Origin of the sequence: Streptomyces sp. NPDC001796 (assembly GCF_042892355.1) — a bacterium.
Taxonomy (GTDB): Bacteria; Actinomycetota; Actinomycetes; order Streptomycetales; family Streptomycetaceae; genus Streptomyces.
Genome location: NZ_JBIAUC010000007.1, coordinates 193,330 through 211,462, shown reverse-complemented (window position 1 = coordinate 211,462; position 18,133 = coordinate 193,330). Strand labels below are relative to the sequence as shown.

Annotated in this window: 15 protein-coding genes; 7 read left to right on the top strand and 8 right to left on the bottom strand. The window is 68.7% G+C overall.

The window, feature by feature from the left end; all coding sequences use genetic code 11:
- The first annotated feature begins 74 nt into the window (after positions 1–74).
- Entirely contained in the window at positions 75–587 is a 513-nt protein-coding gene (locus tag ACFYZE_RS17215) for a PadR family transcriptional regulator (protein ID WP_388993984.1), read from the top strand.
- A gap of 128 nt (positions 588–715) precedes the next feature.
- On the opposite strand, the gene ACFYZE_RS17210 is transcribed toward ACFYZE_RS17215, so the two are convergent.
- The 3 genes from ACFYZE_RS17210 to ACFYZE_RS17200 all read right to left on the bottom strand — a co-directional run bounded on the left by ACFYZE_RS17210 (position 716) and on the right by ACFYZE_RS17200 (position 6,276).
- Entirely contained in the window at positions 716–2,911 is a 2,196-nt protein-coding gene (locus ACFYZE_RS17210; RefSeq protein ID WP_388993981.1) for a transglycosylase domain-containing protein, read from the bottom strand.
- A gap of 152 nt (positions 2,912–3,063) precedes the next feature.
- Positions 3,064–5,478, bottom strand: coding sequence for a glycosyltransferase (locus ACFYZE_RS17205; RefSeq protein ID WP_388993978.1), 2,415 nt, complete (start codon positions 5,476–5,478; stop codon positions 3,064–3,066).
- A 15-nt stretch (positions 5,479–5,493) separates the two neighbouring features.
- Positions 5,494–6,276, bottom strand: coding sequence for a hypothetical protein (locus ACFYZE_RS17200; RefSeq protein WP_388993975.1), 783 nt, complete (start codon positions 6,274–6,276; stop codon positions 5,494–5,496).
- A gap of 161 nt (positions 6,277–6,437) precedes the next feature.
- Between ACFYZE_RS17200 and ACFYZE_RS17195 the strand changes: the two genes are divergently transcribed.
- Both ACFYZE_RS17195 and ACFYZE_RS17190 read left to right on the top strand, forming a co-directional pair.
- Positions 6,438–7,085, top strand: a complete 648-nt coding sequence (locus tag ACFYZE_RS17195) for an RNA polymerase sigma factor (RefSeq protein ID WP_388993972.1) — start codon at positions 6,438–6,440, stop codon at positions 7,083–7,085.
- Complete coding sequence (locus tag ACFYZE_RS17190; protein ID WP_388993969.1) at positions 7,082–7,858, top strand: hypothetical protein; 777 nt, start codon at positions 7,082–7,084, stop codon at positions 7,856–7,858. Before ACFYZE_RS17195 ends, ACFYZE_RS17190 begins: the two co-directional genes overlap by 4 nt.
- Before the next feature lie 250 nt (positions 7,859–8,108).
- Here ACFYZE_RS17190 and ACFYZE_RS17185 read toward each other — a convergent pair whose 3' ends face one another.
- Positions 8,109–8,441 (bottom strand): hypothetical protein, encoded by a 333-nt coding sequence (locus ACFYZE_RS17185; protein ID WP_388993966.1) that lies wholly within the window; start codon positions 8,439–8,441, stop codon positions 8,109–8,111.
- Positions 8,431–10,302 carry a polymorphic toxin-type HINT domain-containing protein gene (locus ACFYZE_RS17180; RefSeq protein WP_388993963.1) on the bottom strand — a complete coding sequence of 624 codons (1,872 nt, stop codon included), beginning with the start codon at positions 10,300–10,302 and terminating at the stop codon, positions 8,431–8,433. The genes ACFYZE_RS17185 and ACFYZE_RS17180 overlap by 11 nt, the downstream gene beginning before the upstream one ends.
- Before the next feature lie 882 nt (positions 10,303–11,184).
- On the opposite strand from ACFYZE_RS17180, the gene ACFYZE_RS17175 reads away from it, so the two are divergent.
- The 3 genes from ACFYZE_RS17175 to ACFYZE_RS17165 are packed head-to-tail and all read left to right on the top strand — an operon-like array spanning position 11,185 to position 12,819.
- Positions 11,185–11,445 carry a hypothetical protein gene (locus ACFYZE_RS17175; RefSeq protein ID WP_200417618.1) on the top strand — a complete coding sequence of 87 codons (261 nt, stop codon included), beginning with the start codon at positions 11,185–11,187 and terminating at the stop codon, positions 11,443–11,445.
- Positions 11,417–11,944 (top strand): DUF6879 family protein, encoded by a 528-nt coding sequence (locus tag ACFYZE_RS17170; protein ID WP_388993960.1) that lies wholly within the window; start codon positions 11,417–11,419, stop codon positions 11,942–11,944. Before ACFYZE_RS17175 ends, ACFYZE_RS17170 begins: the two co-directional genes overlap by 29 nt.
- A gap of 23 nt (positions 11,945–11,967) precedes the next feature.
- Complete coding sequence (locus ACFYZE_RS17165) at positions 11,968–12,819, top strand: helix-turn-helix domain-containing protein (RefSeq protein ID WP_388993957.1); 852 nt, start codon at positions 11,968–11,970, stop codon at positions 12,817–12,819.
- Between the two features lie 99 nt (positions 12,820–12,918).
- Here the strand turns inward: ACFYZE_RS17165 and ACFYZE_RS17160 are convergent, their stop codons facing one another.
- Both ACFYZE_RS17160 and ACFYZE_RS17155 read right to left on the bottom strand, forming a co-directional pair.
- Positions 12,919–13,137 carry a DUF397 domain-containing protein gene (locus ACFYZE_RS17160; RefSeq protein ID WP_388993954.1) on the bottom strand — a complete coding sequence of 73 codons (219 nt, stop codon included), beginning with the start codon at positions 13,135–13,137 and terminating at the stop codon, positions 12,919–12,921.
- Positions 13,134–13,982: a helix-turn-helix domain-containing protein gene (locus tag ACFYZE_RS17155; RefSeq protein ID WP_388993952.1), complete on the bottom strand. Its 849-nt coding sequence runs from the start codon at positions 13,980–13,982 to the stop codon at positions 13,134–13,136. The genes ACFYZE_RS17160 and ACFYZE_RS17155 overlap by 4 nt, the downstream gene beginning before the upstream one ends.
- Before the next feature lie 176 nt (positions 13,983–14,158).
- Between ACFYZE_RS17155 and ACFYZE_RS17150 the strand changes: the two genes are divergently transcribed.
- Positions 14,159–14,845 carry an ATP-binding protein gene (locus ACFYZE_RS17150; RefSeq protein ID WP_388993949.1) on the top strand — a complete coding sequence of 229 codons (687 nt, stop codon included), beginning with the start codon at positions 14,159–14,161 and terminating at the stop codon, positions 14,843–14,845.
- A gap of 16 nt (positions 14,846–14,861) precedes the next feature.
- Here the strand turns inward: ACFYZE_RS17150 and ACFYZE_RS17145 are convergent, their stop codons facing one another.
- A complete protein-coding gene (locus ACFYZE_RS17145; protein WP_388993946.1) occupies positions 14,862–18,011 on the bottom strand; it encodes a DUF3427 domain-containing protein in 3,150 nt (1,049 codons plus the stop codon).
- Positions 18,012–18,133 lie beyond the last annotated feature (122 nt).

Sequence of the window (18,133 nt, the reverse complement as noted above, 5' to 3'; positions counted from 1 at the left end):
CATTCCAGTTCTGACATGTCGAAGCTAGAGCTTCCTGTAGGAACATGTCAACAGTGGAATGTAAGGTGGTGGGCATGAGCCTTCGACACGCCTTGCTGGGGCTTCTGTCCGAACGGCCTGCCAGCGGCTACGACCTGCTGAAGCTGTTCGAAACATCACTGGCCAACGTCTGGCCGGCGACGCAGAGCCAGATCTACACCGAGCTGACCAAGCTCGCGGGCGCCGGACTGATCACCGTGACCGCCGAGGGGCCGAGAGGCCGCAAGGAGTACGCCCTCACCGAGCAGGGGATGGCCGAGCTGCGGCACTGGCTGACCGAGACCGCACCACAGCGGAACACCCGCAGCGACATCCTGCTGCGGGTGTTCTTCCTCGGCGTGCTGACTCCCGGCCAGGCGCGGGCCTACCTCACGGAACTGGTCGAGATGTCCGCCCAGGGCGAGGAGAGCCTGCGCCGCCTCGCCGAATCCGTCGACTGGGACGACGACAACCTCTCCACCTACGGCCGGATCGTCCTGGAGTACGGCCTGCGGTTCAACGCCATGCGCCGCGACTGGGCCGAGTGGGCGGCCGGCCAGATCACATAGAGACCTGTTCCGCGGGCCCAACCGGCTCAAGCCTCAGCAGTCGGGGGCTGCGTCGTACGACACCCACGGGCCGCCCCGCCCGGCGCCGAAGTGACGCCGGGCCTCCCGCCTGCGAGCGGGAGGACGGGTCAACGGCACTTGCGATGGCGGCAGACGGGGCTGGTCGTCGGGGTGTTCCGGGGGGTGGTCCTCTTCTTGCCGGTGCTGTCGCCCCGCTTGGCAGGTGGCTTGGCGAGGGAGGGCGAGGGGGACGGAGCGCCGAGCTCGTCGGCACCCCGGCCGAGTGGGGCCGGCGCGGGGAAGGAGGCGTCGGGCAGGCCGGCGAGGGCGTCGCGCATGTACTCGGTCCAGATCTCGGTGGGAATGTCGCCGCCGAACACCTTCTGCAGGCCGCCGACACCGACCAGCGACTGCAACTGCGGGTGCTTCGGGTCCTCACGGAAGAGGACGACGGATGTGGCGAGTTGCGGGGTGTAGCCGATGAACCAGGCCGAGCGGTAGTCGTCGGTCGTTCCGGTCTTGCCGGCAGCGGTCCTGCCGAGCGCCTGCGCCTTGGTGCCGGTGCCGCGGGCGATGACGCCCCGGAGCACGTCGGTCACGTTGTCGGCGACCGCCGCCGGCAGGGCCCGTACCGCGGTCGGGGCGGTGAAGCCGGTCAGCGGCGAACCGTTGTGGGTCACCTGGGTCACCGAATACGGGGTGGCCCGCATCCCGTCGGCGGCGAAGGTCGCGTAGACACCCGCCATCCGGATGGCGCTCGGTGTCGAGGTGCCGATGTAGAAGCCGGCGCTGGGGGCGGCGAGGCTGCCGGAGCGCAGCCCGAGGGCTTCCGCCGTCCCCGCGACGTTCCCGTAGCCGACGTCCTCCCCGAGCTGCACGTACGGCGTGTTGACGGACTGCTCCATCGCCTTGCGCAGATCGATGTAGCCCCAGCGCTGGTCGGTGTCGTTGTGCTGGTGGAGCAGCCCGGTGGGGTCCTTGTCGTCGGTGACGTAGTGGCCCTGCTGGTCCTTGATCTGGATGCCGTCGTCGCCGTCGAACTTGCTGGCCGGGGTGATCGGCTGCGGGGACTTTCCGGGTTGCAGGACGGCTCCGTACTGGAGAGCGGCGGCGAGGACGACCGGTTTGAAGGTCGAGCCCACCGGGACGCCGGAGGTGTCGGCGTTGTCCGTGTAGTGGGCCCGGTCGAAGCCGGGACCGCCGTAGACGGCCAGGATCCTTCCGGTCCTGGGATCCACCGAGGCAGCTCCGACCTGCACGTCCCGGTCGACCGACCGGTGCGCGGGATCGAGGCGCTCCGTGCGCACCTTCGCCACGGCCCGGGACAGTTGTGCCGTCTTCTTCCTGTCGAAGGTGGTGTGGATCTGGTAACCGCCCCGGCTCAGGCTGCTGTCGGTGATGTTCGGGTCGTGCGCCTGGATGTACGACCTGGCCAGTTGGACCAGGTAGCCGACCTGGCCCGTGAACCCCGAACCGGGGCTCCACTTCCTGGGCGCCGGGAAACCGGCGGCCGCGTACCGGGCCCGCTGCTGCGGTGTCAGCCTGCCGACGGTCACCATCCGGTCGAGCACCCAGGACCAGCGGGCCGTGGCCTGCGTCCTGGCCACGGGGTCTGAGTCGGCGTACTGGAACAGGCTCGGCTCGTTGACCGCTGCCGCGAGGAACGCTCCCTGGCTCGCGTTCAGCTTTTCCACCGGGAGCCCGTAGTACATGCGCGCGGCCGCCTCGATGCCGTTGGCCTGGCGGCCGAAGAAGCAGGTGTTCAGATACCCCTGGAGGATCTGCTGCTTGCTCATGACCGCGCCGATCTTGGAAGAGATCAGCAGTTCCCTGACCTTGCGCGAGAGCGTCTGCGACTGATCGAGATAGGTGTTCTTGACGAACTGCTGCGTGATCGTGGACCCGGACTGCACGGACCCGCCCTCGGCCATGTGGACGACGGCGCGGAGGATGCCCTGCGGGTCGATTCCAGGGTCGGTGTAGAAGGACGCGTTCTCCGCGGCGATGAAGTCCCACTGCACGTCTGCGGGGACTTGTGTGAGGGTGACGTTCTGCCGGTTGACGCTGCCGTCGGTCGTCAGGACGGTGCCGTCGGACCAGTAGTAGACGTTGTTCTGCAGCAGTGTCGACGGGTTGGGGTCGGGGATGGTGACCGTGGCATAGGCGTAACCGACGGCCGCCACCGTGGCGCCGAAGCAGAACAGGAACAGCCCCAGCAGTTGACGCACCGACGGCAGCCAGCGGTGCGGACCCGTCCTGCCCCCGCGCGGGTAGTCGATCCACCGTTTCCGCTGCGGCGCCGCTCTCCGGGCGCGCCGTGACATGCCCGGCCCTGGAGCCTGGTGCCCCGGGCCGGGTGCCGGGTGCCGCGCGGCCCGGCGGCCCGTGGCGCGGTCACCCGCGGCACGGCTGCCGGCGAAGGTGCTCTGCGGCGGTCGGCGCCGGTGTCCACTCATGCGCTCGGGTCACTGTCCTCTCAGTACCACTGGGTCGTCTCGTGCGGCATGGGCTGCCGGAAGCCGTCGTGGGGTGCGGGCGGTGGAGGGCCGTCGTACGGTGCCGACCGCGCGAAGGGGTCGTGCGGTGCCGGGTGCGGAGAGGCGTCGTACGGTGACGGCGGGGGAGAGGCGTCGTACGGTGACGGTGGCGTAGGACCGTCGTACGGTGTCGGCGGCGCGAAAGCGGGTGCCTGCGGGGTGACGTCGCTCGGACGAGCCTCCGCGCCCACCGGGGCCGGGGCCTGAAGGCTGCCGTACCGTTCCATCCGCTGCCAGCGCAGCCGCGAGCCCGACACGGCGGTGAACACCGACTGGATCACCACCAGGTACATCAGCTGCCGGTAGACGAACTGCTGAAGCGGCAGGCTCCACAGCGGGCCCGGCCGCTCCCCGTCCAGGCGGAACGCGTACAGGCCCATGACGAGTTGCAGCAGCAGGAAGGCGAGCCACAGCCCGACGACCCGCACCGGGTCGAGGAAGACCAGACCGTACACGGCGAAGACGTCCACGACGGGGGCGAGCAGGGGCAGCAGCACCTGGAAGAGCAGCAGATAGACCAGGCCCCGGCGGCCCAGCTTCCCGGCGGCACCGCGTTGCACCAGCGCGCCGCGGTGCTTCCACATGGCCTGCAGGGTGCCGTAGCACCAGCGGTACCGCTGCCGCCACAGGGCGTTCAGTGACGCGGGCGCCTCGGTCCACGCCTTCGCGCCCTCCTCGTACACCACGCGCCAGCCGGCGCGGCACAGCGCCATGGTGAGGTCGGTGTCCTCGGCGAGGGTGACGTCGCTGACGCCGCCGAGGTCCAGCAGCGCCCGGCGGCGGAACGCGCCCACCGCGCCCGGAACGGTCGGCATGCACTCGGCGAGGTCGAACAGGCGCCGGTCCAGGTTGAATCCGACCACGTACTCGATGTGCTGCCAACGGCCCAGCAGACCGCCCCGGTTGACGACCTTGGCGTTGCCAGAGACGGCACCCACGCGAGGATCGGCGAAGGGCTGCACGAGCGTGCGGACGGTGTCGGCTTCGAAGACCGTGTCGCCGTCGACCATGACCACCAGGTCGCAGGTGGCGGCGGCGAGTCCGGTGTTGAGGGCGGCGGGCTTGCCCGCGTTCCGCTGCCGGATCACCCGCACCCCCGGCAGGCGCAGCGACTCCACCAGGTCGGCGGTGCCGTCGGTCGAACCGTCGTCCACCACGATGATCTCCACCGGATGGTCGGAGGCGAGCAACGAGCGCACGGCCGCCTCGATCCCGGCGCTCTCGTTGTAGGCGGGGACGATGACGCTGACGGGCTCGGTCACCGGCGGCCCCCAGGACCGGCCCCGGTGCACGGCCCGCAGCCGCCGGTGCCGTCGGGCGGCGATCAGCACGACCACCGCGCGCAGCACGCTGATCGCCCCCGCCGCGTACATCAGCACGCCCAGCAGCCACACGATCCAGTCGCCGCCCCGCAGCATCCAGATGAGGGCCAGCCCCTGCAGGTGGTCGCGGAGCCCGGCGGGCCGCACGGGTGCGGTCATGCCGACGGCGTCGCCGACCGTCGCGAACCGGAAACCCCGGGCCTTCAGCCGTGGCACCAGGACATCCAGTGCGGCCACGGTCTGCGCCCGGTCACCGCCGGCGTCGTGCATCAGCACGATCTGCCCCGAGTGGCCGCGGGGTGTCGCGTTCGCCACGATGCGGTCCACACCGGGCCGTTGCCAGTCCTCCGCGTCCCGGGTGGTGAGCACCGTGACATAGCCTGCCGCGTCGGCCTGCTTGAGGACGGACCAGTCGGCGTCGCTCAGCGCGTCGTTCTCCGAGGAGTACGGCGGCCTCAGCAGCGCGGAGGTGACCCCTGCGGCGCCGGCCACCGCCAGTTGCGTCTCCCGCAGCTCCAAGGAGCGCTGCCACGGGGCGACGCGGGCCAGGTCGGGATGGGTGAAGGTGTGGATGCCGACCTGGTTCCCGTCGGCGATGATCCGTCGGACCAGCTCCGGGTGGGCGACGACCTGCGTTCCGACGACGAAGAAGGTCGCGTGCACGTGGTTGCGGCGCAGTACGTCCAGGATCCGTGGCGTCCAGACGGGATCCGGGCCGTCGTCGAAGGTCAGCGCGATGGTGCCGGCTTTCACCTCGGCGGTGTGCGGGGAGGTGGCGGCGTTCGCGATCACCGGGCCGCCGTGGACCACCTGGCCGGGCACCGTGTCGTTCCGGCCGCGGGCGCCGGTCACGTCGTCCGACGTGATGCCGAACATGTGGTGGGTGTAGCCCTGCAGCAGCAGGGCCGCCGACAGGGTCACCGCGAGCACGCTCAGCAGCAGCCAGTGGGTGCGGGGCGTGATCTGGCGGGGGCTGCGGTGGTGGCTGCGGCGGCGCGGGGGAGCGGCGTCGCGGCGACGGCGGTCGGTCACGTCAGGGGGCCTTGATCACTTCACGGGCTTGTGGGACGAGCCGATCGCGCGGCCCTTGGGTGTGGGGCTGGGGGCGGCGGCATGGGTGGCGGCCGGGGCCGGAGCCGGGGAGGCCCCGGCGGTCGGCGCGGAGGTGGCCGCAGGGGTGGCGGACACTGTCGGCCGGGCAGTGGGGCGGGAGGTCTGCCGCGCCGTGGTGGGGCTCGCGCTCCCCGCGGACCGGCCGGCTTCGGGCGAGGAGTCGGGCGCGGCCACGCTGGGCCCCGCCGGGTGGTGCGTGGGGTCCGGCTGGGGAACGAAGGGGGCGTCGAGGGTGGGGCCGCCCAGCGCGGCGCTGATCAGCAGGGCGAGGTAGCCGCCGGCGGGGATCAGCAGCAGCCGGGCGGCGCGCAGCACGCGGCGCTGGCGTCGCCCCGAGGAGTCGACGAAGACGGGCCGCGCCGACTCGCTGTCGGCTGCGTCCGGGGCCGGCACGTGGCCGGGTGCGTCGGGTTCCGGGGGCGACACGGTGAGAACGTCACCATGGGGGGCGTCCCACGCAGCGGGGGCCGGTCCGGTCGTGTGAGGCTGCGTGCCGGCCGAGTACGACGGCATTCCGGTGGCGTAGGGCTCCGGTCCCGTCGCACGGGGGGCACCGCCGGGGTGCGTCCACTGTTCGAGTTGTGCCGAGTCCCAGGGCGTGGTGGCGGTGTCCGTGACGGCGCTGCCGTCGTAGTCGTACCCGTGGGCATACGGGTACCCGACACCGCCGTACGGGTCATCGCCGTACGTTCTGCCGCTTTCGTCCGTCCACTGCACGAGTTGTGCTCCCTGTCCCGACCGGCCTGCCGACTCGGCCGACCGCAATGAGAGAGCCGACTCGGCAGGAAGTGTTACACCTCGTCCCCGCGGTGCGGGACGAGTCGGACGAACGGTGATGAACCGGGCCGGTGGCCTGACGAGCTTGGGCGTGCGGCAGGATGACCACCGTGCGCGAGGCGAGCAGAGACCCGGCGGCCCGGGACGGGCAGAGGCATGACGCCGCCCTCACCGATGCCGTGCACGCCGCCCAGAACGGGGACGAGGACGGGTTCCGCCGCGTCTACCGGATGGTGCACCCGATGCTGCTGCGCTATGTGCGGACGCTGATCGGCGCGGCCGACGCGGAGGACGTGATGTCCGAGGCGTGGCTGCACATCGCCCGTGACCTCGGCACGTTCCACGGGGACGGCGACGGGTTCCGCAGCTGGGCCGCCAAGGTCGCCCGCAACCGGGCGCTCGACCACCTGCGGCGCTCCGGCCGGCGCCCTTTGATCGGCGGTGACGAGAGCGACCTGCTGGACCTGCCGTCGGCGTCCGACACCGCGGACGAGGCGCTCGAATCGGTGTCCACGGACCGCGCCCTGGCCCTCATCGCGAGCCTCCCCAGCGACCAGGCGGAGGCGGTCCTGCTGCGCGTCGTGCTGGGGCTGGACGCCAAGCAGGCCGGACGGGTGCTGGGCAAGCGTCCCGGCACCGTACGCGTCTGCGCCTTCCGGGGCTTGAGGAAACTGGCCGACATGCTGAACACCGGTCAGCCGCCACGACCGGCCGTGGGCCGACCGGCGATACTGGAGGACACCGCGTGAGGAAAGGACAGCGCATCCGGCTGGACGACCGCACGGCCGAGCGGTTGCTGCAGCGTGTACCGGGTGCCGGCGGTGAGGAGTTCGGCAGTCTGTCGGCGGTGCTGCGGGCGGCGGCCGCCACCCCCGAGGACGTTTCGCCCGCGGACGGCGAAGACGCTGCAGTGGCCGCCTTCCGGGCCGCGTCGGAAGGAGCCCTCCCCGGCGCGTCGGCGGGCGCGCCCCGATACCGCCGCCGCAGAACGCCGGGATGGGCCAAGGCCGGGATCGGCGCGGTGACGGCCGCGCTGACGTTCGGCGGGGTGGCGGTGGCCGTCCAGACCAACGCCCTCCACCTGCCCCTCCCGGGAGGCCCCGGACGGACTCCGGGCGGAGCCCAGGTCTCCGCCTCGCCCCAGCCGCGGCCCTCGACGACGTCCGCACCCGGCGAACTCCCCGACGCCGACGCCACCGGTGCGGCCCCCGGAAGCGGGAAGCCCGGAGCGCGCTCCTCCGCCGACGCGGCGGGCCCGACCGCGGCAGCCCAGTCGCTGCACAGCCTGTGCACCGCCTACCGGGCGGCCCGGCAGACGCACGGCCATCCACCGGCCGCACCGCGGCGCCTCGTCGAGGCGGCGGGAAGCGAAGCGGCTGTCGCGGAGTACTGCGCCCATCTGCCGGCGTCGGGCGGCGGCCGTGACGGCGGGGGCGGCAGCGCGGCGGACAGCGGCGCCGCGGGGAAGACACCGTCCGCTTCTGCCGGTTCTTCTGCTCCTTCCGGCAAGAAGGGGAGGTGACACCGGCCTGGCGCGCGACAGCGTGCAAGTGCACGGGTCCCGGACGTATGGCGTGCCACAGCACGTTCGCTCGCACCTCATCATCAGGTGTTGGTCTGGGACGTGCCGGGATACGGGTCGAGCTGCTGTCGGCGTGCGTGCAGGTCACCCGACCGTGCGAGGTCGCGGCGCCCGGGGCACGCCTCGACCGTGCATCCCGCGCCAGCCCGCTGGTGCGAGTGGCGCGGTATGCGCAGTCATGAATCCGGTTCTAGCGGGGCGCTCGGCTGTTGCCGTGCGCCGTGTTGGCGAGCCAGCAGGCGCCACCCTGCGGCCGCCAGTCGAATCCCTCGAGTGTGGAGACGACTCGCTGCACGATGGCGTCGGGAGTACCGCTCCACGCTTCGAAGCCGCTGTCGCCGAGGTCTCCCACTTGCATGAGCCCGCCGCTCACCAGTTGGGTGAGCGTTTCCGTGGCCACCTCGCGGAAGTCGCGGCCGGAGTGCTCGACTGCCTCCTGCGCCAGTCCGACCAGCCGGTCGACAGGTACCCAGTCGTCCAGTCCTTCTTCCAGAAGTTCCCCGATGATGTACTCAGTGCTCACTGGGCAGGTGCACCTTCTTTCCCTTGCCTGTCACGGGGAAGATGTCGATGGTCTCCCCACCCGAGGCGGATGACGCACGCCACTGAATGATCGTGCCGTCGGGGAGCTTGTAGACATCCGGGATCTTCGGTCCACGGGCCGGCAGCCGCTCGGCCCCCTCGGTCCACCGCTCGAAGGTCTTTCGCAGCTCCGCGGCGGTCGCTATCTCCTTGACGTGCTTCTGCTTGCCGTTGGGGAGGGCGTCGTACTCGGCCTTCCACTTGCCGCAGCCGTTGGTGTTGTGAACGAGCAGCGGTGTGCTGCTGGCCATGACGTAGAAGGTGTGCAGGTCACCGACGGTGAGGTTGCGGACGGTCTCGTCGGGAGCGGTCCAGGCGTTTACAGCGCTGACCTGCACGCGCGTGCCCGCGCCGGTTCGGAGCCAGGCACCCGCCTGCAGTTGGCCGGCTGTCGCCCAGGCTTCGAGGTCGTCGACCCAGAAGGGGTGCCCATCCGTGGCGGTGACCTTGGAGGGGCCCTGGTCGGTCTGGACGGTGATGTCGACGAGGTTCTTCTCGCCCTGACCGGTGATCAGGGCGGTGACCGGTTCCTGCTGCTGGCGGCCGGTCGCGGGGTCGGCGGCCAGGACGCGGTCGCCTTCCCGTACCTGTTCGATGGGCAGTTGCGATCCGTCCGCCATCAGCACCTTGGTGCCGTCGGGAAAGCTGTTGCAGGTGACGGCCTGTTCGCCCTTGCGTGCCTTGCGTACCTCGTCCGCCGTGAGCAGCCTGTCACCGGCCCGCAACCAGTCCAGGACGGACAGCCCGCCCAGCATGCGCTCTTCCGTGGTCAACTTCTGGCCCGTGACCAGGTCCTTGCCGACGAGTGCCTCGACTACGCCCTTGCCGTCGCCGACACCGGGCAGCAGGTCCAGTAGCAGCGACATCCTGCGCTGCTGCTCGGCATCGTCCAGCAGGGACTTGCCGGAGGCCCAACTGTCCCCGATGCCGGAGAAGTCGAAGTCGAGCCCCGACATGTCACGGAGCTTCTCAGCGCCCTTCTTGATGCCGGGTACGTGCTTGTTGGCCTCGTCCACTCCCCGGTTGGCCTGGCGAATGCCGTCGTTGAGCTCCTTCATGCCCTTGTTGGCCTTGTCGATGCCCTTGTTGGCTTCGGACAGGCCCTTGTTGACGTCGCGGGCACCCGAGTTCATGGTGTCCAGGCCGCGGTTCATCTTGTCGAAGCCCGCGTTGATCTGGTCGAGCGCGTCGTTGAGCTCGTCCAGCTCCTTCTCGAAGTCGAAGACGGGTTTGGCCTCCGGGTACTTCTTCGGCTCGGGGAAGTACTCGCCCAGCGCGACGGTCAGGAAGGTCAGAGCGAGCAGGGAGTCGTTCTGGTCCCCGAGCAGGGAGTCCGCCCTGGCCAGGTTCTTGCCCAGCTTGTCGAGGTGCGGCTCGGCGCTCTTGAAGGTCTCGACGGCCTTTTGCAGCAGCTTCACCTGCTGGGCGGGGTCCGGAGACGTGCTCGGGTCCACGAGGTCCAACGGCTTGAGGGCTTCGAGGTCCTTGATGTTCTTGTCGAGGGCCTTGAAGCTCGCTCCGTGATCCTTCATGGCGTCCTGGGCGGTGTAGAGGAACACCCCCACTCCGACGCCGAGCGCGATGGCCTTGCCCGCGAACTGCTTCAGGCACGCCGGCCTCTCCAGGAGCGGCAGACGGTCGCAGTTCGCGTACTGGGCCACCTTGCGGACGATCTCCGCAAGCCTTTCCACGCGGCTCTGCTCTGCGGCCTGAGCGCCGGCTGCGGATCCCACGCAGCCGGTGCACACGATGGCCAAGGCGACGAAGAACGCCGCGATTCTTGATCTGAAGTTGTGGTACATGCATTCCTTGACCGGCGCACGCGGCTTGTCACCGTGCGTCGGTCCTGATTCCCCGTGCCGGATCGGCAGTCTTGTTACCGGCCAGTAGCCGATTTGGTCGCGAACACCCTAACGCACACGCGGCCATCGCCAGGTGACTGGTGTGGGCCAGTTCGGTGGTCAAGGCAGGGGCGACTCCGAAAGCGGACCAGGCATGGCCCTCGTCGAGGCCACGGTCGTCCGCTGCGGGGTCGAGCTACGAGCGGCTCACGGCCGCCGCCTCGGGTGTGCGTCCTTGTGTTCGCGGATCTCGACGTTGCAGTCCGATACCTTCGATCGGTCTCCGGCTCTTGCGGCTTCGTCTCGCTGCTTGGCCAATGCAGCGCACACACCGCAGCCCGGTCCGGGCTTCGGCCACTCGGGCGGCGGTAACAGATGAACGGCCTTGCCCATCGTCGTGTTGCTCATGACCAGCGCACCGCCACCCATGCTCGCCGCAGATGTCGGCCCTCGGCGCATGGGGCGGTGGCGTACGCGCAGCCGTGACAGTGCTTGTAGTGGGTCATGAGCGCCTTGTAGGCCGCGTACGACGGTTTCGCGGCCAAGGCTTCAGCGGCCCGGTCGAGCGCGGCGCGCTCCGTTTGTGTTGGTTGTTCTGCCCCGGCAGGTGGGTGGGTTCTGGCATGCACGATGTCGACGCTCCTGGCAGCGTTGGCCGCACCCTGGGAGGGCTCATCCCTTCGCCGGGGTCCTTGATGACCTCTGACGGTACGAGCGCGGCGTTCACTGACTCCAGCAATGTGCAGCGATGTGCACGCGCCTCGCATACGGTCTTGACCTGCGCCGCCTGTTCCCAAAACAGTTATGTACGAAGCTGAACACCAAAAGGTGCGGGAGGCGGGCATGCCCTTACGGTTCATCGGGATCGATCCGAACACCGGTGATGGCGAAAGCCCCACGGTGTGGGTCGACCAGGAGAGGAACGAACTCGTCCTTCAGGGCTGGAAGCCGAGCCCGGAACTGGAAGCGGAGTGCGCGGCGTTCGAGGTTCCCGGGCATGCTGTGGGCATCCCGGAGAACGAAGCGGTGATCAGGATTCCGGCCAGGATGGCGCACATGATCAGGGAGGCGTGCGATGCCCTCGAGCGTCCCCCCGTGGCCTGAACTGCTCGGCGCGGCGAAGCGGTCAGCCGTCCACCTGGAGATGCGCGACTCTTACGCCGTCGACTACGAGAAGGGGCCCTTCGCCCAGTGGCGAGCGGGCTTCCGACACGACCCGGCCGACCGTGGATCGTGGTGGCGACCGTGGCTCGACCTGATCCAGGAGACGGTGAGCCGTGGGGTCGTCGTACGCCGGGCCCGGATCGTCTCCGAGCCGGTCAGCGAGTACACCCGCTTCCTGTACGACGGCACGTTCACGAACGTCGCCGCAGGTGAACAGGTCCGCTGGCTGCCGCGCCGACGTGCCTCGGACATCGCCCTGCCGGGCAACGACTTCTGGCTGATCGACGGCCAGTTGATCCGGTGGAACCACTTCACCGGCGAGGGCGCCTCCGCAGGCGGCGAAATTAGCGAGGACCCCGCTGCGGCGAAGCTGTGCGCCGCCGCCTTCGAGGCGGTGTGGGCACGAGCGATCCCGCACGAGAACTACAAGATCAGCTAGCGCGAAAGTGACCAGGCCGGCTCATGCCCATATCCCCGTCCTCCTCGGCGCAGGCCGCCCGCGAAGCAGTCGCCCAGCGCCTGCGGGAACTCCGCGCCGACGCCGGGATCACCGGGCCTGAGCTGGCCGCGCGCTGCGGCTGGAGCCACCCGAAGACCTACCGGATCGAAGGGGCCCGCACGCCGCCCTCCGCTGACGACATCAGGCGCTGGTGCGGGGCGTGCGGCGCCTCCGGCCAGGCGGATGACATCATCGCTCAGTCCCGCAACGCCGAGTCCCTGTACGTGGAGTGGCGGCGCAAGGTCCGCACGGGCCTCAAGCAGCTGCAGAACAGCTATGTCCCGCTCTTCAAGTCCACGAAACTGTTCCGCATCTACTCACCCACCCTGGTCCCCGGCCTCCTCCAGACCGAGGGCTACGCGATGGGGCTGATGTCCTCGATCACGAGGTTCCGCGACATCCCCGACGACGTGGCGGAAGCCGTCGCCGCGCGCCTCGAACGGTCCCGGATCATCCACGAGCCGGGCCACCGCTTCTCGATGGTCATCGAGGAGCCGGTGCTCTACTACCAACTGGGCGACAGCGACGCGATGGCCGCGCAACTCGGTTATCTGCTGACGGCAGGGGCCCTGCCGTCGGTATCGCTGGGCATCATCCCCAGTGTGACCTCGGAGCGGGCCATGTGGCCGCAGGAACTGTTCCACGTGTACGACGAGAGCCTTGTCTCGATCGAGCTGCTGTCGGCGCGAGTCCAGGTCACCCAGCCATCCGAGGTCGCGCTGTACGTGAAGGCGTTCGAGGAGCTACGCGGCATGGCCGTGTACGGTGCGGGGGCGCGGGCGCTGATCGTGAAGGCCATCGACGCGTTGGGCTGACTCTGACGCACGGGAGGGCCCGTCGCACATGGGCAGGCCTTCGGACGTCGGACGACGCTCAACTCACCGCGCGGACGGACGTGGTCTCAGCGCCGTCGGTTAGGGTCGCTCATCCTGGCCGACCTCAGCATCACCACTGCTCAGCGCGCCTAGGAAGCTACGCCACGCCCCGGACCGCACGGCGATCACTAGGCCGTCACTCTGCTTGGAATCCCGTACAAGCATGCCGTCGAGGCCCTGTGCACATTCCACGCACTCGGTCCCGGTCCCACCGCTGTAGGAGGACTTGAACCACTGTTGCCGTGAGGACGCTGTCACAACATCTCCTGGCTTATGCGGTTGACCAGCTCGGCCGAAGACTCGAAGTCGAGTGCCTGGGCACTGAGGTATTCGAACGCCAACCTATAACGCTCCAGCTCCTGAGGCTTCTCCATGAACAACCCTCCGCCGAGGAGGTCCACGTACACGACGTCCAGCTCCCGCGTCTGACCGCGCAGGATCGCAAAGCTACCGACGGACGCCGCATGCGCCCCCGTCGAGAAGGGGAGCACCTGAATCGTCACGTGAGGTCGCTGCGCTACGGCAAGGAGATGCTTGAGCTGCTCTCGCATGATCTCCTTGCCACCCACCCGACGCCGGATCGCCGACTCGTCAACCACGCACCAGATGTGTGGTGGTTCGTCCCGTTCCAAGAGCTCCTGCCGCTTCATGCGGATGTCGACCATGTGTTGCACCTCTCGCTCTGGGCACTGCACCTCCGAGGCGCGGTGGACAGCTTCGGCATAGGCGCGGGTCTGGAGGAGGCCGGGTACGTACATGCAGGCGTAGTGGTCTTCGCGGACGACCTCGTCTTCGAGTGTGAGCATGAGATTCATGGACTCGGGGATTGGGTCGGCGAGTGATCGCCACCATCCTTGGATCTTGGCACCCTTCGCCAACTCGACCAGCGCAAGACGTTCTTCGTCGGACGCGCCGTACTCGCGGCAGAGGGCTTCGATAGCCGGCCACTTGACCGTTCCCTCCTTCGTCTCGTAGCGGCTCAGCGTCGCCTTGGAGATGCCCACGCGGGCGCCCGCCTCTTCCAGGGTGAGGCCCGCGGCCTCGCGGAGGCGGCGCAGGTCGGCACCGAGTTGGCGCCTTCGAGTGGTGGGTCCGACTGCCATCTGTAGTGCCCTTCTCGTTGCTCAGCCAGATCGTGTGCGTTGTTCGAAGGCGGCCTCAAGTGGTGGCGCACGCCGGGGCGCGCATGCCAGTCCGCACTCCTCCTCGCACCTGATGAGAGTTCCATTTTGAGAGTTCCAATGCAACTCTGGGCGCGCAGCCTGTTGCGGTCGGCAACATGGGTTTATGTAGGGGAGTTGGCGTGAGGTACAACGACCACAATCCGTCGAGGAAGCCGTGGAGCCTCCCTTTCGTTGCAGAGCCTGAGGAGGTATCGGCTCTTCGCCGGATGGTGCGACTCCACTTGGGACTGTGGGGTCTGCGGGATGTCGCCGACGCAGCTGAACTCTGCGTGACTGAGCTCGTTTCCAACGTCATCACGCATGTGGGCTCGGGAACGCCGACCACGCTCGACGTGTCAATGAATGGCTCTCACCTGCGGATCGAGGTCCATGACCCGGACACCCGCGCCCTGCCCACCTTGGTCGAAGCGCGATGCGACTCCGAAAGCGGCCGGGGCATGGCCCTCGTCGAGGCCACGGCCGTCCGCTGGGGCGTCGAGCTACGTGCCGATCGGAAGGTGACCTGGTGTGAGCTTGAGACGGAGACGGCCTTGCCCTGCTCGGCGAATACGAGTCCTCGCTTGAGCAGAGCTCAGGGGTTGCTGGACCTCTACGGGACCGGGCGTACGCCAGATGTGGCGGGTGCTGCAGCGCACCGTCTGACCCTGGCCTCGGCGGAGGAGACAGCGATCGGCATCATCGCCGATCTCCTCCACTGGTTTCATGCTCATGGCCGTGACGCGGACGAGGTCCTGGACCGGGCCCAGGTGCACTTCGAAGCCGAGGTCGGCATCTCCGTGTAAGCGGCGCCGGAGACACTCAGCCGCTGGCGACCGCAGCCGCGTACGACCACACATCGGCGGGAAGCTCGTGCCGCAGATCCCACGTGATCGCCATGGGCTTGCTGCCGGTGTGCTGGTGGTAGGTGGCGGGGCCCAGGAGCATCCACGGCTGGGACTTCCCGATGCTGTTGCGCTTGTAGCGGCGCAGGAACAGCAGGACGTGGCTGCCCTGCTTGGCATGGTTCTGGTAGCGCAATCCGGTCGGGGAGTTTGCCGGTGTGGTGCTCTGCGACTCCCAGTGGAAGCGGGTGGGGCTGAGTGCGTAGTCCTTGTAGCGGATCGTGGGGGAGAAGTCCCGCTCGCTCTTCTCCAGAGTGATGAGCAGAGCGTCGGTCTGGATCTCCTCCACCCACCGCACGCCCTGTCCGAAGTCCCTGGGCATCTGGCCACCCAGTTGCGCCACGCCCAGAGCCGCCAGGACCTCGGAGCGGTTGTAGGCGCTGTGTACCTTCAGCGGGATATGGCCGAGTGGGCCGTCGAGGGGTATGGGGAAGTGGTCGGCTTCGTCGAGGACGTAGGTCAGGACCTGCCGGAGCTCGTCGCGGACCACATGCTGCGTGCGCAGTGACTCGAGCCCCTGTTGGTAACTGGTGAAGCCCCCCGCGTTGTCCCACAGGTTGAAGAAGAGCATGCGAGCGTACGCCTGTTCCTTTGGGGACAAGGAGTCGTAGTCCGGCGCGTCGTGCTCGAGCAGGCGCAGATACGCCCGGACCCGTTCCGGGTCGTCGACGTGCAGGAAAGCGTGAACGCGCTTGAGGAGCTCCGCTTCGCCCGACGGGGCCGCCGCTTCTATGAGTCCCGCCTTGCGCAGCACCTTGGTCCAGGAGTTGTCGCTCTTGTAGAGCTCCTTGATCTCCCGGCGGCTCTCGCGCAGGTAGTCGACCAGCTTGGGCGTGCTGTAGTCCCTGACCTCCTTCGCCAGTGTCGTGATGGTGGCCTTGAGCTGCGTGCGGATGTTGTCGAGGACGATGTCCTTCGACTTGCCTTCCAGAATGATCTGGCAGCCGGAGGGCAACTGGGGGAAGTCGCGCTCGATGTTGTCGAGCAGACGATTGCGGGAGAGGTTGGTCAGGGCCCGGAACTGCTCCTCGAAGCGGAACTCCGCGCGGTGCTGACCGATGAAGTCGAGCACCGTCAGCACCGGCTTGTTCGGTGTACGGCGCAGCCCGCGCCCAAGCTGCTGGAGGAAGACCGTCGCGCTGTTTGTGGGGCGCAGGAGAAGCAAGGTGTCGACGTCGGGTACGTCCAAGCCCTCGTTGAACAGGTCGACGGAGAAGATCACCTGGATACGTCCCGCCTTGAGGTCCTCCAGCGTCCGCTCGCGCAGGGCGGGAGCCGTGTCACTGTCGAGGGCTTCGGCCTGGAAACCCGCCTCGCGGAAGCACCGGGCCATGAAATGCGCGTGCGCCTTGGTCACACAGAAACCGAGCGCTCGCATCGTCGCCGGGTTGGCGATCTTGTCCTTGACCTGCTTGATGACGATACGAGCACGCGCATGGTCACCCGTGTAGAGGTCGCCCAGCGCGTCCCGGTCGTAAGTGCCGGATCGCCAGGCGAGGTTGGTCAGATCCGTGCCGTCCGGGAGCCCGAAGTAGTGGAAGGGGCACAGCAGATCGTTCTCGAGGGCTTCCCACAGCCGCAGCTCGGCGGCGATACGGCCGCCGAAGAACTCGTCTTGCACATTGAGCCCGTCCATCCGCTCTGGGGTCGCCGTGAGGCCGAGCAGTTCGGCAGGTTGGAAGTGCTCGATGACCCGTCGGTACGTGTCCGAGGTCGCATGGTGGAACTCGTCGATGACGATGACGTCGAAGTGCTCGGGGGCGAACTGCTCCAGTCGCCGGAGGTTGAGGGACTGGACGCTCGCGAAGACGTGCGTCCAGTCGCGGGGTTCCTGTCCGTTGTAAAGCAGTTCGCCGAAGGAGGCGTCGTCGAGCACCTCGCGGTAGGTCCGTAGGGACTGCCGCAGGATCTCCTTGCGGTGGGCGACGAAGAGCAGTCGCGGAAGCGCTCCGCCGAACTTGTCGCGCATACTCCGGTAGTCCAGGGCGGCCATGACGGTCTTGCCGGTGCCGGTAGCCGCGACCAGCAGGTTCTGATGACGGTCGCGGATCTCACGCTCGACCCGGAGGCGCTCCAGCATGTCCTTCTGATGCGGGAGGGGGTGCACTTCGAGGCCGGACAGGCTGATCTTCAGCTCTCCGGCCGACCCGGTGCCGCCGGCCTGGGCCAGCGCCTCGGCGAGCCGTTCGCCGTCCCGGTCGGGGTCGTAGGCCTCGAACGCAGCGTCGGCCCAGTAGGCGTCGAAGGTCGCCTCGAACTTGTCGAGCACCCGCGGGGTGGCCACCGAGGACAGCCGTACGTTCCACTCCAGACCATCGAGCAGTGCAGCCTTCGACAGGTTGGAGCTGCCCACGTAAGCCGTGTCGAAGCCGGTGTTGCGCCGGAACAACCAGGCCTTGGCGTGCAGACGCGTGGACCGGATCTCGTAGTTGACCTTCACCTCGGCACCGAATTCGCGGACCAGGCGGTCAAGGGCGTACCGATCGGTGGCCCCGATGTAGGTGGTCGTGATGACACGGATCGGGACGCCACGCTCCTTCGCGGCACGCAGCGAGTCCTCGAGAACCCGTATGCCGTACCACTTCACGAACGCGCACAGCAGGTCGATCCGGTCCGCGGTGGCGAGCTCCGCCCTCAACTCGGCGCCGAGGCTCGGATCATCCGGGGCGTTGGTGATCAGCGCCGTTTCGGACAGGGGCGTAAGGGGGCGGATGGCGAACACCCCGGGCGCCTCCTGCTCGGCCAGGGCCAAGAGCTGCCGGGGGCCATCAGCGATGGCGCTGCCGGCCTGGTCCTCGTCCGGGTCGGGGGCGCTGGCAGCCAGCGCCCGCATGATCTCGTTGGCGGCGGCCACCTGCTTCTTCTGCGGCAGCTGACTCAGCCGGCGTCCCACGGCCTCGCCGATGTACCGGGCCAGCACGTGGGGTGCTGACGCTTCGCTGACCTCGGCATCGATGGCCTTCCAGCCTGCGGCTGCCAGGCGCCCTATACGGTCCTGCAGGTCTTGGGTGATGAGTTGCTCATAGACACCCGCGACCGGCTGCGGCAGGCCCCCCGATTCCCCCACGACTGCTCCTTTGATCCCTCGTGGCGTGTCTGCGCGATCGCTCGCGTTGATAGGGGGTCTGTTCTAACAGGAACTACCGACACTCGAAGGTGTCGTGCCGAATGTTGATCGTCTTCGGAGCG

Bases quoted from the DNA above. Each gene is read 5' to 3' on its own strand.
- ACFYZE_RS17215 (WP_388993984.1), top strand. From the start codon at position 75: ATGAGCCTTCGACACGCCTTGCTGGGGCTTCTGTCCGAACGGCCTGCC.
- ACFYZE_RS17210 (WP_388993981.1), bottom strand. From the start codon at position 2,911: ATGTCACGGCGCGCCCGGAGAGCGGCGCCGCAGCGGAAACGGTGGATC.
- ACFYZE_RS17195 (WP_388993972.1), top strand. From the start codon at position 6,438: ATGACCACCGTGCGCGAGGCGAGCAGAGACCCGGCGGCCCGGGACGGG.
- ACFYZE_RS17180 (WP_388993963.1), bottom strand. From the start codon at position 10,302: ATGTACCACAACTTCAGATCAAGAATCGCGGCGTTCTTCGTCGCCTTG.
- ACFYZE_RS17175 (WP_200417618.1), top strand. From the start codon at position 11,185: ATGCCCTTACGGTTCATCGGGATCGATCCGAACACCGGTGATGGCGAA.
- ACFYZE_RS17170 (WP_388993960.1), top strand. From the start codon at position 11,417: ATGCCCTCGAGCGTCCCCCCGTGGCCTGAACTGCTCGGCGCGGCGAAG.
- ACFYZE_RS17165 (WP_388993957.1), top strand. From the start codon at position 11,968: ATGCCCATATCCCCGTCCTCCTCGGCGCAGGCCGCCCGCGAAGCAGTC.
- ACFYZE_RS17155 (WP_388993952.1), bottom strand. From the start codon at position 13,982: ATGGCAGTCGGACCCACCACTCGAAGGCGCCAACTCGGTGCCGACCTG.
- ACFYZE_RS17150 (WP_388993949.1), top strand. From the start codon at position 14,159: ATGGGTTTATGTAGGGGAGTTGGCGTGAGGTACAACGACCACAATCCG.